Here is a 16619-nt window from a genome sequence, read left to right on the forward strand (position 1 = left end):
GGGTAGTTAAGCGTCTTTGCTTCAGGCTTCAGCTTTTTCCGGTGTTTTAAAGACTTTCATGGCATTTAAAGCTTTGCTCACCGAAGTGATGCCTTCAAATGACAAGAGAAGTCGCAACCCGTTTCGGGTTTCTTTTTCTTTAAGCTTACATATTTGTGGCCTGGACTGCACCATTTGTAATACCCGGTTGAAATTCGGACTCTGATAAAAACTGCTCTGCTGGTCGGCAATGAAGTAGCCTACCATTTTGCCTTTTTTCATGATAATACGCTCCAACCCTATAGAAGAGGCGATCCACTTTATTCTAACGCTGTCCAGCAGGTCTTTTGCTTGCTGGGGCAGATCACCGAATCGGTCTTTTAGTCGTTGTTCATAGGCCAGTAGTTCCTGTTCGTTTTTGAGATTACTCAGTTCGTTATAGAGATTCAATCGCTCTGTGATAGCATTGATATAATCATCAGGGAAAAGGATCTCGAAGTCGGCATCGAGCTGGGTGTCTTTTACATAAACCTTGTCTTCTTTTTCATGGGTATAAAGGTGGGCGAACTCCTGATCCTTGAGTTCTTCAATGGCCTCGGTAAGGATCTTTTGGTAGGTGTCAAAACCGATCTCATTGATAAAGCCGCTTTGTTCTCCGCCCAGCAGGTCTCCGGCTCCTCTTATCTCCAGGTCTTTCATGGCGATATTGAAACCGCTGCCCAATTCGGTAAACTGCTCCAGGGCCTGAATTCTTTTCCTGGCCTCTTCTGTCATGGCGCTGTAAGGCGGGGTGATAAAATAACAAAAGGCCTTTTTATTACTTCGTCCTACCCGACCTCTCATTTGGTGAAGGTCAGACAGCCCAAAGTTGTTAGCGTTGTTAATAAATATGGTGTTGGCATTGGGTACATCGAGACCTGATTCAATGATGGTGGTGGAAACTAAAACGTCAAACTCACCATTCATAAACGCCAGCATTATTTTTTCCAGCTGCTTTCCTTCCATTTGGCCATGACCAATACCGATCTTGGCATCGGGCACCAGGCGCTGTATCATTCCGGCAACCTCCTTGATGTTTTCGATCCTGTTATGTATAAAAAATACCTGGCCGCCTCGCTGAATTTCATAACTCACGGCATCTCTGATACTTTCTTCGCTAAAGCGGATCACATGAGATTCTATCGGGTATCGATTCGGTGGGGGAGTGGTGATCACCGAGAGATCCCTTGCCGCCATTAGGCTGAACTGCAGTGTTCTGGGTATAGGCGTAGCCGTAAGGGTAAGCACATCGACATTTTCTTTAATGGTCTTTAGTTTGTCCTTGACAGCGACTCCAAACTTTTGCTCTTCATCTACAATGAGCAGACCAAGGTCTTTGAATTTCACATTTTTATTAACCAGTTGATGTGTGCCAATGATGATGTCAACCTTTCCTTCGGCCAGATTTTCGAGGGTGTCTCGTTTCTCTTTTGCCGTTCTAAAGCGGTTAAGGTACGATACTGTGATGGGCATGTCTGCAAGTCGCTCCCTGAAGGTTTTGTAGTGCTGAAAAGCCAGGATGGTGGTAGGTACGAGTACAGCCACCTGCTTTCCGTTGTCAACAGCCTTAAACGCGGCTCGTATGGCTACCTCCGTTTTTCCAAAGCCCACATCACCGCATACAAGTCGGTCCATAGGCTGTTCGCTCTCCATGTCGGCCTTTACATCTGCAGTAGCCTTGCTTTGATCAGGAGTGTCTTCATATATGAAGGAGGCCTCTAATTCGTTCTGTAAATAACTGTCGGGCCCGTATTGATATCCCTTTTTAGTTTTTCGTTTGGCGTACAGCTGAATGAGGTTAAAGGCGATCTCTTTAACCCTTGTTTTGGTTTTTTTCTTGAGATTTTTCCATGCGTTAGACCCTAATTTGTAGATCTTTGGCGGTTTCCCATCCTTGCCGTTATATTTGGAGATCTTGTGTAATGAATGAATACTTACATAGAGTATGTCTCTTTCACCATAAATAAGTTTAATGGCCTCCTGGGTTTTTCCTTCTACCTGAATTTTCTGTAACCCTCCGAATTTACCAATACCGTGATCCATATGGGTTACGTAATCTCCAATTTCCAGGTTGGTCAGTTCTTTCAGGGTAATAGCCTGTTTTTTAGAATAGCCATTTTTCAGGTGGAACTTGTGATAGCGCTCAAAGATCTGATGATCGGTATAACAGGCAATCTTGTTATCGTGATCAATAAACCCCTGGTACAAAGAGAATACAATGGTCTGATAGTGCACCTCTTCGCCCATATCGTCAAAGATGTCATGAAAGCGTTTGGCCTGTTGTTCGCTTACACAAACCAAATAATTGGTATAGCCTTCTTCATGCTTTTTCTGAAGGTCTTCAGTAAGAAGATTGAAGTGCTTATTAAATGCGGGCTGAGGTGTTGTATTACAGGTAATGGTGCCTTCCTTTCCTGCAGAGAGCAAAGCATTGGTGCCACACTCGACTATACGAAATTCCAGAAGGTCTCTTTTAATGCACTCAGCATCGCAGAACAATTCTTCAGGTTTCTGGTGAGCCACCTCACCGGAGATCTGTTCGAAGGCTTCTTCCGCCTTCTTGAAGAGTCCGTCAACCCTGGAGAAAATCATCTCAGCGTTCTTTAGAAATACGATGGTGTTTTTCTGGATATATTTCAGGAAGCTTTGGCGTAATTCTTCCAGATGTTTATTCTCCACATTGGGCATGATGGAGATCTTTTTAAGGCGATCAACAGATAACTGTGACGCTACGTCAAAGGTTCTTATGCTATCGATCTCATCTCCAAAGAATTCTATTCTATAAGGTTCATCGTGTGAGAAGGAGAATACGTCAACAATCCCCCCGCGCACAGAGAATTCTCCCGGTTCAGTGACAAAGTCGACCCTCTTAAAGTGATATTCAAAAAGCACCTCGTTGAGGAAATCGAGGGTAACCTGGTCCCCTGTAGCCAGTTTCAGGGTGTTTTTATCCAGTTCTTTTTTGGTGACCACTTTCTCAAACAGCGCATCGGGATAACTTACGATCACTGCCGGCTTTTTTCGCGAATTCAGCCTGTTTAAAACTTCTGCCCTCAACAGTACATTGGCATTGTCTGTCTCTTCGATCTGGTACGGACGGCGATAACTTCCGGGGTAGAATAATACGCGGTCTTCTCCTAATAGCTGCTCAAGGTCGTTAAGATAATAGGCGGCCTCTTCTTTGTCGTTCATTATTAACAAAAATGGCGCATCAGCCTCCTTGAAAACCGCAGCCATTTCAAAAGACAAGGCAGATCCTACCAGTCCTTTTAAATGAACTTTTGCCTGTAAATCGGTAATAGCTTCCTGCAGCATCCTTCGTTGAGAAGCGCTGTGAAATGCCTGGGAGATCGTTTGAATACTCACGAGATAGCAGTTTTATCGCAAAGATAGGTCAAAGTAGTAAGGTTATAAAGTTACGAGGTTATGAGGTTACAAGGTTATGAGGTTACGTGTTACGTGTTACATGTTACGAGAGAAATACATCATCTTATCTTACCTGGCTTGAAAAATGCTTCTGGTAATTTTATTTGCCTACCCGTCTACCCGTCTACCCGTCTACCCGTCTACCCGTCTACCCGTCTACCCGTCTACCCGTCTACCCGTCTACCCGTTTACCCGTCTACCCGTTTACCCGTCTACCTGCATAACCGACATCAATTACACCATTACTTATTTCTATCCGGAATTCGTAAAGTCTGCCCTTCTGTTTCGTCCGAATAGATGGTCCGGAAGGCTACTGAATTGTTCCGGATATCAAATAATAATCAGAAAAAGAAAAAGTTTTATGAGTGAACAACCATTATTGCAATCGTATGATCTGAACGGACTAACCCTTAAAAATCGTGTGGTGATGGCGCCAATGACCAGAAGCCGCGCGGTAAACGAAGGGAATGTGCCAACAGATGAATTGCATGGGGTATACTATGAGCAGAGAGCCGGAGCCGGCCTTATCATTTCAGAGGGTTCTCAGGTATCTCCAAGAGCGGTAGGGTATGTAAATACTCCCGGAATATATTCAAAAGAACAGGTAGAAGGGTGGAAACATGTAACCGGGAGGGTTCATGATAAAGGTGGAAAGATCTTTATTCAATTGTGGCACGTAGGCCGGATGTCGCATCCTGATTTTCACAACGGAGAACTTCCATTGGCACCATCGGCTATTAATCCGAATTCCCAATCATATACTCCTGAAGGCTTTAAAGACACCGTGACTCCTAAAGCCATGACCAGAGATGAGATCAAAAGGACAGTGGAAGATTTTCAGAATGCCGCCAAAAATGCCATGGAGGCAGGTTTTGATGGTGTGGAAATACATTCTTCTAATGGTTATCTGTTTCATCAGTTCTTTAACAGCACCTCCAATAAGAGAGATGACGAATATGGCGGAAGTATAGAGAACAGGACAAGATTCTTTTTTGAAGTGCTGGATGCAGTAAAGGAGGTTATGCCTGAAAAACGAATCGGTGTACGCTTTAATCCTTCGCTGCACGGGATATTCGGTATGGAAATGAATGAAGAAACAATTCCTACTTTCGATTATATTATCTCCAAACTGAATGACTACGATCTGTCTTATGTACACCTTTCGGAACCATTTAATGATGTGTCGGAGGTACCCCATGCGGTAGAGCAGATCGCCAAACGATACCGTCCGATGTACAACGGAACCCTGATGATCAATACGGCCTTTGATCGAGAGAGCGGGAATCAGGTTATTGAGGAGGGGGATGCAGACCTTGTAGCTTTTGGGAAACCATTTATATCTAATCCGGATCTTGTAAAACGCTTTGAGCTTAAAGCGGAGTTGGCGGCATGGGATGAAGATACCTTCTATGTTCCCGGAAAAAAGGGATATATCGATTACCCATCCCTTGAGGAAGTGGAAGCTAAATAATAAACAGAATAGAAAACGCCGCGAATTCCGCGGCGTTTTTTTATTAAATCCTACTAAGAAGCATTGATGCCGGCATAGAAAGCTTTATGCTATTCTTTGTTCTCCACCTCATTCAAAAACTCGGAAATGCTTTTTAATAAGGCCGGGAGGTTGTCTCTCATGGTAGCGTGTCCTGCATCACGAACCACCGCCATCTTTGAATTCGGAACCCGTTCCTGGAACCTTTTTATGGTTTCCGGACGTGCCTCATCATACTCTCCTGTTACGAAAAGAACAGGCACATCAATTTGAGAGAGTCCCTTTAGGTTGTCGTAATTTTTAAGGATGCCTCTGGCAGTAAATTCACTGGGTCCCCACATATAATTATACATAAAACGATTGGATGGTGCCGGAATGGTATCCCACTCGTGATTCGGACCGGGATGTCTGTTCCCGAAATTTGACCAATAAACAGAGTCTGCAAGCCGGTATTGAGGAGTGTCAAAATTATCGTTGGCTTCAGCCTCTGCAATAAATGTCTGCAGACTGTCGGCAAGGGTGGTTATCAGGGTGTCAGCATCGGCCTCCCAGACGGAAGTGCTGAGGTAAGGACTACTGAAAATAATGCCTTTGACTCCCTCCGGGTGCATTTGATAATATTCAAGTTCGAGGGCTGCACCCCAACTATGCCCCATCAGATAATATTCTTTCAGGTTCAGTTCTCTTTTCAAGGCATCAACCTGCTTCACCATATTTGACACGGTCATAAGGGTGGTGTCAGTATGGTATCCGGACCTGCCGGTACCCAATTGGTCAAAAAGGATGATCGACCGGTCACTGCTTAAGGGCTCCAGAAAGTAGTAATAGCGATGTGTTCCTCCGGGTCCGCCATGCATCATTAAGATGGGGGGTTTGCTCCCTTTCCCGATCACCTTATACCATAGTTCTCCACCCTCAACTTTTACGTTGCCTTCATGAGGCTGTAAGGTCTGTACTTCTTGTTTGCAGGAAGAAACAGCCATTAGCAGCATAAGGAAGCAGAAATATTTAATTGATCTCATATTATTGTTTAACAGAAAGGGTGATCTGAGATGGATACTCTTCTGAATGGTGGACCGTATTATGGGCTATGATCCCTTCAGACTCATCATAATTATTTCCTCCGGTGTTCAGGTTTCTGGCAAATCTGGGGAAGTTACTGCTGGAAACTTCAATTCGAATTCTGTGGCCTTTTTTGAAAAGGTTACTGGTGGCCATAGGGGTGAGGTCTACCTTGTATACCTGGCCCTTTTCCATAAATACTTCCTTGTCATATCCCTCGCGATACCTTACCCTCTGAATGGTTTCATCAAGGTTATAAGCACTGCCGTCCGGGTGTACATCAATGAGCTTAACGGTAAAGTCGGTATCCTTCACGTCAGAAGAGACATATAGGGTGGTTTCGATAAAACCAGATACCTCTGTGTCTTCCGTTAGAATATCTGTAGTATACACCAGGATGTCATTTCGTGCTTCCATGTCCTGCTGGTCAAATGATCCGCCTTTCACGGCATTGCCCGTACAACAAACGTTGCCTCCATTAGAAGGAACGGGATTCATCGGATCATAGGTGAAACTGTCCGGTTTGTCCTCTTTCGGCTCTGACATGCTTAAGGCACCATCACCAAACCGGCTGTTGGCATTACCACCGCTGTTGAGGTAGTAAGTAACTTTTTTGGTGTTTTCCGGCGGCCAGGTTGCTGAAGACTGCCATTTGTTAAGTCCCATGGTATAGTACTGCACTCTTGGAGTGGTTTCCTTGAAATCGTTGTCTTCTCCTTTCAGCCACATGTCAAACCACTTGTAGATCTGCTCCTCGTAATTAAGCCTGGCATCACCTACGCTTAGATCACCCACCATGGTGTTCTCTGTGGCCCTGGTGTAGGCACAGTGGAGGGTAGGAGCAATAACTAAATATTGGTTATCCCGTATTTCTTTGTCTTTCGTGTTGTTTCTTACGTGGTTAAAGAGATAGAGGTTAGGGGTAATGGAAACATCATACCAGGAGGCAAACCAAAAAGAAGGCACCCCAATTTCCATGTCATCGTGATAAAGTCCGCCTTCGTACCATGCCGGATCGTTAGGTTTGCGCCTGATCATTTTGTCATAGATCTCGCGTTTCCCTTTAATATTTTTCAGGATGTCTTGTATAGGCAGATGGCTAAGTGCCTCTTTCATGTCTACCGGCGGATTTTCAGGAGCCAGGTCGTAGTATCTCGAGATCCTGATCAGGTCTTCCTGGGTGGCACCTTCCGGGATGCGGGGTTTGAACTTATCGTGTTCTACCCCATAGAGCCAGGCAAAGAACAACATTTGTTCTGCGCCCCCGCGATACCAGTTTCCCTGTTCATTGATGTCGCCTACACGGCCAACCCCAGCTCCGAAGCCCTGGGGTACCATGGCCGCATGAGAAGGGTGGTCAAGGGCAGCAACGGCCATTTGCCATTCTGCTGTTGAAGAACACCCGTAGGTGCCTATTTTACCGTTCGACCACGGTTGATCTTTCATCCAGCTAAAGGCATCATAACCATCAGTGAGGGGAACGCCGAGAATATCCCATTCTCCTTCCGAAAAATAACGTCCTCTCTCATTCTGTACTACATAGGCATAACCTTGTTTTACGGCTTCTAATGCTCTTTGATAGGTTCGGGTTCGCTCTTCCCCGTCGCCCCAGGAATTAAAGTTGTAGGGCGTACGCGAAAAAATGATCGGAACTTTTTCATCGGTCTTTGGCCGGTAGATGTCGGTTGCCAGCCGTACTCCGTCTCGCATGGGCATCATGACCTTTTGGTCAATGATGGCAATTTCTTCCAGTTGCTCCCGGTAATTCTGAGCAAAAATGTTGAAAGTGCTCAGCAGTAATACTAAAGAGAAAATAAATATGTGTTTTTTCATATTTATGGGGGTGTTAGTTGATTCGTGTGTTTTGGTTGTATAAATGTAGGAATTTATGGTAATGTTTAATGCTTTGAGCTGGCTTTAGAAATGAAATACCCCTTCCGGTTTTGTGAAACAAAACCACCTTCCCCTGAGAGGGGAAGGATAAAGTAATGTATTGAATATGATCGTTAGAAGGATTTTAGAACCGAAATAATGGCTGGTTAGTATATGCAAGGCTTCCCCTTTCAGGGCAAGGTGGCCACGCATTAGCGTGGACGGATAGGGGTTGCTTTATCACCAGCTATAGATTTTCGATAATCAACATTCCCCTTCGTACCTACGTACCTATTTAATAACCTCCCCGTCTTTCATGACGAATTGCACATCGCCCAGAACAGAGATGTCTTTCAGAGGGTCGCCTTCTACAGCAATAATGTCTGCAAGAAATCCTTCTTTTACCTGGCCTAGCTCATTTTCTTTCTTCAGGATCATGGCATTGGTCATGGTTGCACTTTTAATGGCATCGAGCTCTTTCATTCCGGCCTCCACCATATAGACGAATTCACGGGCATTTTCGCCGTGGGTATACACTCCGGCATCGGTGCCAAAGGCAATACCCACTCCTTTTTTATAGGCCTTACTAAAGGTATTTTGGATCTTAGGACCGATCTCCAAAGCTTTTTCGGCAATTCTCGGAGGGAAGTACCCGGGCTTTTCAGCATTTATAGATACTTCTTTTCCTGCGGTAATAGTAGGTACCAGGTAGGCATCGTGCTCGATCATCAGATCCATGGTTTCTTCACTCATCAGGGTACCGTGTTCAATGGTTTTTACTCCTCCAAGAACAGCCCGCTGCATTCCCTCGTCTCCGTGGGCGTGGGCTGCTACGTGATAGCCATAGTCATTGGCTACTTTGCAGATCTCTTTGATCTCTTCGAGGGTAAATTGCGGATTTTGGCTGTTATGAGCCATGCTGAGAACACCTCCTGTTGCAGTTATTTTGATACAGTCTGCTCCATTTTTATACCGTTGTCTCACAGCTTTACGAGCATCGGCCACTCCGTTGATCACGCCTTCAGCTGGTCCCGGATCTCCGGCGAGGTCACTTCGGTAACCATTGGTAGGATCGGCATGACCGCCCGTAGTTCCTATGGCTTTTCCGGCAGTAAAAATTCTTGGTCCCTGAACCAGTCCTTTGTTGATGGCATCTCTAAGGGCAATATTTACCCCGGTTCCTCCAAGGTCTCGTACCGAGGTAAACCCGGTTCTCAAAGTTCTCGCTGCGATTTCCTGGGCGCGGAAAGCGATATCTGCCTCATCAAGGGTGAACTTTTCCAGGTAGGCAGAAGGGCTTGATTCGCCTTCAATATGAACATGGAAATCAATGAGTCCCGGAAGTACTGTCATGGCTTTCAGATCAACCACCTGGGAAGAGGCATCCAATGGCTCCTGAAAACCTTTTTTGATCGATGTGATCTTGTTTCCGGAAATAATAATGGTATGTTCGTTCAGGTATTTACCGGTTTCAACATCGAGAATCTTTCCGCACTGCAGATAGATGTCCTGTGCCATACCGGAAACAACAACGAGAAACAATGCGGCCAGAAGGAGTAGTTTTTTCATGAAAGTATTTGGTTTAGTTAATTAAAAATATCCCCCGGTTGGTGGCCGGGGGATGTATAAAGCGGTTCTAAGATAAAATTAATTTCTGATTTTCTGCTCCCACTTCCAGGCAGAAGCCATGGCATCGTCAAGGGTAGATTTGGCTTTCCACCCTAACACCTTATTTGCTTTGGTGGTATCGGCATAGGCCGCAATAACATCTCCCGGTCGGCGATCAGTAATGCGGTAATTGAGCTTTTTACCTGAAACCCTTTCAAAGCTTTCGATCACCTCCATCACTGAACTTCCGGTTCCCGTTCCGAGGTTGAACACCTCATAGTTTTCGGTGTTATTCTTATTGATCAGTCGTTCTAAGGCAACAACATGGGCTTTAGCCAGGTCAACCACATGGATGTAATCGCGAATACAGGTACCATCCTCGGTTGGGTAATCGTTGCCGAATACAGCAAGCTGCTCCCTCATCCCGATAGCCGTTTGCGTAATAAAAGGAACCAGGTTTTGAGGTACTCCAATGGGAAGTTCTCCTATATGTGCCGTTGGATGACTGCCTATAGGGTTAAAGTATCGGAGCGCGATGGCCTGTAAATGGTTGTTTATATGGCAGGTATCGCGAATGATCTCTTCTCCTATTTGTTTTGTGTTTCCATAAGGAGATTCTGCGGGTTTAACCGGAGCACTCTCTGTAATGGGTAAGGTGTCAGCCTGTCCGTAAACCGTACAAGAGGAGCTGAAAATAAAGTTGGCGTTGTCTTTATTGCTCAATTCCTGTAAAACGTACACAAGGGTGTTGATATTATTCTCGTAATAGAGCAGAGGATTTTCCACACTTTCTCCCACCGCCTTGGAGGCAGCAAAATGAATCACACCACCGATGTCAGAGTGACGACTAAAGAAGTCTGAAACATCAACCTTATTTTTAAGGTCGAGCTTTTCGAATTCAGGCGCAATTCCCGTAATGGCAGTAATACCTTCCAGGACTTCAATTCCGGCGTTAGACAGGTTGTCAATAATGATAACATCAAAGCCTTTTTGTTGAAGCTCAACAACGGTGTGAGACCCGATAAAACCGAGTCCTCCGGTAACAAGTATTTTCATAGGGAGTGTGGATAGGGTTAGTTAGCTTAAGAAATTTTTGATGGTGTCTGTAATGTATTGTATCTGTTCATCATCAAGCTCGGTATGCATGGGCAGAGAAATAACTTCCTGTACCAATCTGTTGGTTACGGGGAAATCTGCTTCATTGTAGCGTTCATCTGCATAGGCTTTTTGCTTGTGCAGGGGAATAGGGTAGTAAATACCATGGGGGATGTCTTTTTCTGCCAGGTGTTTAGCCAGGGCATCTCTTTTACCGTTGGTAATTCTCAGGGTGTACTGATGAAAAACATGACAATCGCAGGTATCGCAGATATGATCACAACCGGAAACCATTTTCGGAAGTACAACATGGTTAACATCCTTCAAGGCCGCATTGTATTTCCTGGCTGAGGTTCTTCTTTTACGATTATACTCATCAAGTAAGGGGAGTTTTGCTCTCAAAACAACAGCTTGTATAGAATCAAGCCTTGAATTTACCCCTACTACATCATGGTGATAACGTTCATACATGCCGTGATTCACGATACCCCTGATGATGTGAGCAAGGTCGTCGTCGTTGGTAAAGATGGCACCTCCGTCACCATAGCATCCAAGGTTTTTTGAAGGAAAGAAAGAGGTGGCCGCCACGTGCCCGATGGTACCTGATTTACGTTTACTTCCGTCCGGAGCTGTATAGGTTGCCCCGATTCCCTGTGCGTTATCTTCAATTACATACAGGTTGTGCTTTTCTGCAATTTTCATGATGGCATCCATATTGGCACATTGACCAAAAAGATGTACAGGTACAATGGCTTTGGTTTTAGGCGTAATGGCCTTTTCCAGTGCCTGAATATCGATGTTGAAGGTATCTTCTTCCACATCAACCAGAACAGGAGTTAATTTCAAAAGGGCGATCACTTCTACGGTCGCGGCGAAAGTAAAATCGGCCGTGATCACTTCATCTCCGGGTTCAAGTCCGAGTCCCATCATGGCGATCTGAAGGGCATCGGTTCCATTTGCACAAGGAATCACGTGCTTGACACCCAGGTAGTCTTCCAGTTCCTTTTGAAAATTGTGTACTTCAGGTCCGTTGATGAAGGCAGCGGAATCAAGTACCTCATTTATTGATGTGTTTACGCGGTCTTTTATGGATTGAAATTGACCCTGGAGGTCAACCATCTGAATTTTCCTCATTGGTGCGGAATCTTAATTGATTACTAGTTCTGCAAAATTAAGCAACTGGGGTCAATGAATTATGAGAAAGAACCGTAATTTAGCCCCAAACTCGAAAAAGTGCTCTTTGTTTACGACCTACTGGTATATTTAAGCGGTTTCCTGATCAAATGCATTGCCTTTTTTAATGAGAAACTCTCTCTATTTGTTAAAGGGCGTAAGCACGTTTTTGCCGATCTGGAAAAAGAAATATTATCAACAGACAGGGTGATCTGGTTTCATACGGCTTCCCTGGGAGAATTCGAGCAAGGCCTGCCCGTAATAGAGCAAACCAAAAAGGACTTTCCTGGACATAAGATCGTTTTAAGTTTTTTTTCTCCATCGGGGTATGAGGTTAAGAAGAATACGGAAGTGGCCGATGTGGTGTGCTATCTGCCCATGGATACCAGAGCGAATGCCAAACGATTTCTTGATCTTCTCCATCCTGAACTGGCAGTATTCGTTAAATATGAATTTTGGCCCAATTACCTTCATGAGCTGCATAAACGAGAAATAAACACCTTATTGATCTCAGCGATCTTTCGGGAAAACCAGGCCTTTTTTAAATGGTATGGTACATTTATGAGACGCTCCTTAAAAACCTTTACACACCTCTTTGTACAGGATCAGGGATCAGCCAGCCTGTTGAAAAGTATTGGTATCATAGATGTCAGTGTAAGCGGAGATACCCGTTTTGACAGGGTTCATGAGATCCTTTCAAGAGATAATACCCTTGACTTCATGGAGGAATTTAAGGGAACGCATACGTTGTTTGTGGCCGGGAGCACCTGGCCTGACGATGAGGCGGTGATTGTTCCTTATATAAAGGAGCAACGGCAAGCTCATTTTAAATACCTCATTGCCCCGCATAATATGAAGCCCAAAATGATCAATGATCTGGCAGATGCTCTTGGAGATGATGTGATACGTTTTAGTGAGCGGGAAACAAAAGATCTTACAACTGCAAAAGTGCTGATCCTGGATACAATTGGATTACTAACCAGGGTGTATAGCTATGCAGATATGGCTTATGTTGGGGGCGGACTCGGTGATACCGGCCTTCATAATACCCTTGAACCTGCCGTTTTTGGCATTCCTGTAATTATCGGACCGAACTATGATGGTTTTCGAGAGGCTGAACTATTGGTAGAAGCCGGCGGGATAGCGGTTATTTCTGATAAAAAATCTTTCAATTACCTAATGGGGCAACTTTCTGTAAAACAAGAACTTGTAAGTAAAATGGGAGCTGTAAATAAAGAATTTATTGAAAAAAACAGGGGTGCCGTGATCCAAATCACTCATTACACACGTACATTAATCAAGTAATCTTTAGCAATTTTTATTAAAAAATTTGTTAAAAAACTTTTGCAGAGTATCGAAGAAAATCGTTTTTTCGTAGTGCAACTTTTATTTAGTAAAACTAAAACACAAACCATGAAAAAAGTTATTTTAAGCCTTGCCCTAGTGCTTGCAATGGGAGTTTCATTAACTTCTTGTAGAGAAACTAAAAAAGAAGATACAGCTGTTGAAGAAGCTGTTGAACAAGTAGAAGAGGCTGCTGAAGAAACAGGTGAAGCTATGGAAGAAGCTGCTGAAGAAGCAGGAGATGCCATGGAAGAGGCCGCTGAAGAAGTAGAAGAGACTACTGAAGAAGTAATTGATACTACTTCTCAGGAGTAATCCATATAGGACCTTCTAACTAACAAAAAAAGCTCTGCATCGCAGGGCTTTTTTTTTGGACGCACCTCAGGGACTTTTATGTTTAAATAGTTAAATTGAGGAGAGATCTGATAAAATATGTGTTATCATACCAGCCAGACTAAAACCACTTCACAATTAGAAAGGCGCTTTAAAGTAAAGCGTGACCCTGAGTTCGATATAGGCGAAACAGATTTTACTTTCTACCATTCCAACGGCTTCGCTCATCAAAATTTACTGATGATCCCCCAGGAGAAGCCTTCATTCCTCACCCCGGCTATGTGGGGTATTATGCCTCCGGATCAGGCGGGAGCAAATTATAAACAGTACTACAAGGAGAGCATACGGTTTGGAAGCGGGCTTAATGCACGTTCGGAGAAACTTTTTGATCATTTTATTTATAAGAGATCTGCCTTAAGCCGAAGGTGTATTATTCCGGTTGACGGTTTCTTTGAACCTCATGAGCACCTGAAGAAAAAATACCCGTATTTCATTACCAGACAGGACAGAGAAAGTTTTGCGCTGGCTGGCATATACAACAGGAGTCCTGATGGGTATGTAACCATGGCTGTTTTAACAAGGGAGGCCTCTCCCTTTTTCTCTGACATTCACAATGTAAAAAAGCGCCAGCCGGTGATCTTACATGGAATAGCTGAAAAGACATGGCTTGACCCTGAACTGGAGGAAGAAAGCGTGAGGGAATTACTGGAAACTGCCTATCCCGACGAAAAATTAGAAGGATACCCGGTAAGTAAAGACCTCTACAAGAGCAAAGTCAATTCTGATCATGCAGAGATCCTTACCAGGTATAATTATCCCGAATTAAATACCTTGTTTTAAAACCGGGTATTTACTTCATCAGAATATATTATTCTTGTAATAAAAGGAGGTGTCAAGGCTCGTTTCTGAGCTGCCTCCTATAAATATGCTGAAATTGCCTGTTTCTGCCTGCCAACGATTATGATCAGTGTAAAAGGCCAGATCTTCTTCAGAAATAGTCATAATTATGGTTTGGGTTTCTCCCGGCTTAAGGATTACCTGCATAAATTTCTTAAGCTCTTTTACCGGTCTTGTTCTGCTGGCAACATGGTCTCTAATGTACAACTGGGCCGTTTCTGTACCTGTGCGTTCTCCCGTATTGGTGAGTTCAAAACTGACTTCCAGGACCTCTTCATCCTGTATACTGTCTTTAGATATTTTCAATTTATCATATTTAAAAGAAGTATAACTTAATCCATGGCCGAAAGGGTAGAGGGGGGTGTTTTCCATATCGATATAGTGCGACCAGAAAACTTCTCCAGGATTATTAGTGTTGGGTCTGCCTGTGTTCATGTAATTGTAATACAGGGGTAACTGACCTACATCTTTGGGGAAGGTCATGGGTAATTTACCTGATGGGGTATGATCTCCGTAGAGTACCTGAGCAATGGCGTGTCCGCTTTCAGATCCCAGTTGCCATGCCTCTACAATGGCCGGAATGTTCTTATCGGCCCAATTTATGGTCAGGGGTCGGCCGTTCATCAGTACCAGGATTACGTTCTTATTTACCTTGTAAACAGCCTCGAGGAGTTCTTGTTGAAGTCCGGGGAGATCAAGAGATGCCCTACTTCTGGCCTCTCCTGAAAGAAAACCGTGTTCTCCGAGTACCATGATCACAGCATCTTTTCCGCGGGCTGCTGCCACGGCTTGAGAGATACCACTGCGATCGGTGGTGTTTATAAGGGTTTCCCGGGTAAATGACGGAGTGCCTTCAATTAACTTGACACCCTGACGGTGGGTTATACGATTTCCGTCGTAGGCATTTAAGCCTTCAAGAACCGATACTGCTGTACTATCGTCGGCTGCGATACGCCAGTTGCCCAATGGCGATGTTTTGTCATCGGCAAGAGGTCCTATGAGCGCAATATTAAGCCCTTCTTTTTTTAAGGGCAGGAGATCATTTTCGTTCTTAAGAAGAACAATAGAGTTCTTTGCCATTTCCAGCACGGCTGCATGGTGTTCATCACTACCTACGATCTCCTGTTCTCTTTCAGGGTCACAGTATTTGTATGGGTCATCAAAAAGTCCGAGTTCGAATTTCAGTCTTAGTATTCGGCGCACCGCGTCGTCAATGAGGCCTTCTTTAACAGCCCCATTTTCTACTAATTCTTTCAGATGGTTGAGGTAGTGATAGGATTCCATATCCATATCAGAGCCTGCTTTGATAGCTTTCAGGGCAGCATCTTTACCGTCTTTGGCATAACCATGGGAGATCATTTCGTCTATGGTGCCCCAGTCGGATACCACGAATCCTGAAAAATCCCAATCACCTTTTAAGATATCCCGCTGCAGCAATGCATTTCCGGTTGCAGGAATGCCATTGAGAATATTGAAAGAGTTCATAAAGGTTCTTACACCTGCCTCTTTTGCCGCTTTGAAAGGAGGGAGGATGGTGTTGTATAGGGTAGAGGTTCCTACATCTACAGTGTTGTAATCTCGTCCGGCTTCAGAGAATCCATACCCGGCAAAATGTTTTGCACAGGCGGCTATGGTAAGGGGAGAGGAAAGGTCATCTCCCTGGAACCCGGTAACCCTGGCGGCTGCTATTAAACTGCCCAGGTAGGGGTCTTCTCCGGCCCCCTCCATAACCCGGCCCCATCGGGCATCACGTGAAATATCCACCATCGGTGCAAAGGTCCAGTTGATACCACTGGCTGCGGCCTCTCTGGCGGCTACTTCTGCCGATCGCCTGATCAACTCCATATTCCAACTGGCGGCCTCGGCCAGGGGGATGGGACTGATCGTTTTATACCCGTGAATAACATCGAAACCGATGATCAAAGGAATGCCTAATCTCGATTCTTCCACCGCGATCTTTTGCACTTTCCGAACCTCTTCTACCCCTGTGACATTCAGCATGGAACCTACGCGTCCATTTCGGAGATCGTCGTACCTGGCCGCTGCATCTCCTTCCTTTGGGGCCGGGCCGGTAACATTCCAGAAGCCATTGTATTGGTTCATCTGTCCGACCTTTTCTTCAAGGGTCATAATAGCCAGTAAGGAGTCGACTTTTGTGGTTATTGGGTCGTTTATAGAGGTAACCGTGGCTTCTTTTTTACAAGAAAAGAACACGGCCGTAAGGATAAATAAAAGGGATATATTTTTCATTACATTATAGTTTTGTACATCTCAAAGAGTCTAGCGTTTAAGGGTTGGTTGA

Annotated in this window: 11 protein-coding genes; 4 read left to right on the forward strand and 7 right to left on the reverse strand. The window is 44.6% G+C overall.

Annotation, left to right across the window (positions count from 1 at the left end; translation table 11 throughout):
• Positions 1 to 21 precede the first annotated feature (21 nt).
• Positions 22 to 3333, reverse strand: a complete 3312-nt coding sequence (mfd, locus tag E7Z59_RS05100; protein WP_394346650.1) for a transcription-repair coupling factor — start codon at positions 3331 to 3333, stop codon at positions 22 to 24.
• Positions 3334 to 3805: 472 nt separating this feature from the next.
• On the opposite strand from mfd, the gene E7Z59_RS05105 reads away from it, so the two are divergent.
• Positions 3806 to 4915, forward strand: a complete 1110-nt coding sequence (locus tag E7Z59_RS05105) for an alkene reductase (RefSeq protein ID WP_136335197.1) — start codon at positions 3806 to 3808, stop codon at positions 4913 to 4915.
• Between the two features lie 89 nt (positions 4916 to 5004).
• Here the strand turns inward: E7Z59_RS05105 and E7Z59_RS05110 are convergent, their stop codons facing one another.
• The 5 genes from E7Z59_RS05110 to E7Z59_RS05130 all read right to left on the reverse strand — a co-directional run bounded on the left by E7Z59_RS05110 (position 5005) and on the right by E7Z59_RS05130 (position 11704).
• Positions 5005 to 5955 carry a proline iminopeptidase-family hydrolase gene (locus E7Z59_RS05110; protein WP_136335198.1) on the reverse strand — a complete coding sequence of 317 codons (951 nt, stop codon included), beginning with the start codon at positions 5953 to 5955 and terminating at the stop codon, positions 5005 to 5007.
• 1 nt (position 5956) lies between these two features.
• Positions 5957 to 7828, reverse strand: a complete 1872-nt coding sequence (locus tag E7Z59_RS05115) for a CocE/NonD family hydrolase (RefSeq protein ID WP_136335199.1) — start codon at positions 7826 to 7828, stop codon at positions 5957 to 5959.
• A 330-nt stretch (positions 7829 to 8158) separates the two neighbouring features.
• Positions 8159 to 9436: a metal-dependent hydrolase family protein gene (locus tag E7Z59_RS05120; RefSeq protein WP_136335200.1), complete on the reverse strand. Its 1278-nt coding sequence runs from the start codon at positions 9434 to 9436 to the stop codon at positions 8159 to 8161.
• A 78-nt stretch (positions 9437 to 9514) separates the two neighbouring features.
• Positions 9515 to 10531 carry a UDP-glucose 4-epimerase GalE gene (galE, locus tag E7Z59_RS05125; protein WP_136335201.1) on the reverse strand — a complete coding sequence of 339 codons (1017 nt, stop codon included), beginning with the start codon at positions 10529 to 10531 and terminating at the stop codon, positions 9515 to 9517.
• A 21-nt stretch (positions 10532 to 10552) separates the two neighbouring features.
• Positions 10553 to 11704, reverse strand: coding sequence for a DegT/DnrJ/EryC1/StrS family aminotransferase (locus E7Z59_RS05130; RefSeq protein ID WP_136335202.1), 1152 nt, complete (start codon positions 11702 to 11704; stop codon positions 10553 to 10555).
• 99 nt (positions 11705 to 11803) lie between these two features.
• Between E7Z59_RS05130 and E7Z59_RS05135 the strand changes: the two genes are divergently transcribed.
• From E7Z59_RS05135 to E7Z59_RS05145, 3 genes are all read left to right on the forward strand, one after another.
• Positions 11804 to 13048, forward strand: a complete 1245-nt coding sequence (locus tag E7Z59_RS05135; protein ID WP_136335203.1) for a 3-deoxy-D-manno-octulosonic acid transferase — start codon at positions 11804 to 11806, stop codon at positions 13046 to 13048.
• Positions 13049 to 13156: 108 nt separating this feature from the next.
• Entirely contained in the window at positions 13157 to 13402 is a 246-nt protein-coding gene (locus tag E7Z59_RS05140; RefSeq protein ID WP_136335204.1) for a hypothetical protein, read from the forward strand.
• Positions 13403 to 13519: 117 nt separating this feature from the next.
• Positions 13520 to 14260: an SOS response-associated peptidase gene (locus E7Z59_RS05145; RefSeq protein WP_136335205.1), complete on the forward strand. Its 741-nt coding sequence runs from the start codon at positions 13520 to 13522 to the stop codon at positions 14258 to 14260.
• Between the two features lie 18 nt (positions 14261 to 14278).
• Here the strand turns inward: E7Z59_RS05145 and bglX are convergent, their stop codons facing one another.
• Entirely contained in the window at positions 14279 to 16567 is a 2289-nt protein-coding gene (bglX, locus tag E7Z59_RS05150) for a beta-glucosidase BglX (protein WP_136335206.1), read from the reverse strand.
• Positions 16568 to 16619 lie beyond the last annotated feature (52 nt).

The organism is Robertkochia marina (genome assembly GCF_004799345.1).
GTDB lineage: Bacteria > Bacteroidota > Bacteroidia > Flavobacteriales > Flavobacteriaceae > Robertkochia > Robertkochia marina.

Bases quoted from the DNA above. Each gene is read 5' to 3' on its own strand.
- E7Z59_RS05110 (WP_136335198.1), bottom strand. From the start codon at position 5,955: ATGAGATCAATTAAATATTTCTGCTTCCTTATGCTGCTAATGGCTGTT.
- E7Z59_RS05115 (WP_136335199.1), bottom strand. From the start codon at position 7,828: ATGAAAAAACACATATTTATTTTCTCTTTAGTATTACTGCTGAGCACT.
- bglX (WP_136335206.1), bottom strand. From the start codon at position 16,567: ATGAAAAATATATCCCTTTTATTTATCCTTACGGCCGTGTTCTTTTCT.
- E7Z59_RS05130 (WP_136335202.1), bottom strand. From the start codon at position 11,704: ATGAGGAAAATTCAGATGGTTGACCTCCAGGGTCAATTTCAATCCATA.
- E7Z59_RS05120 (WP_136335200.1), bottom strand. From the start codon at position 9,436: ATGAAAAAACTACTCCTTCTGGCCGCATTGTTTCTCGTTGTTGTTTCC.
- E7Z59_RS05140 (WP_136335204.1), top strand. From the start codon at position 13,157: ATGAAAAAAGTTATTTTAAGCCTTGCCCTAGTGCTTGCAATGGGAGTT.
- E7Z59_RS05105 (WP_136335197.1), top strand. From the start codon at position 3,806: ATGAGTGAACAACCATTATTGCAATCGTATGATCTGAACGGACTAACC.
- galE (WP_136335201.1), bottom strand. From the start codon at position 10,531: ATGAAAATACTTGTTACCGGAGGACTCGGTTTTATCGGGTCTCACACC.
- E7Z59_RS05145 (WP_136335205.1), top strand. From the start codon at position 13,520: ATGTGTTATCATACCAGCCAGACTAAAACCACTTCACAATTAGAAAGG.
- mfd (WP_394346650.1), bottom strand. From the start codon at position 3,333: ATGCTGCAGGAAGCTATTACCGATTTACAGGCAAAAGTTCATTTAAAA.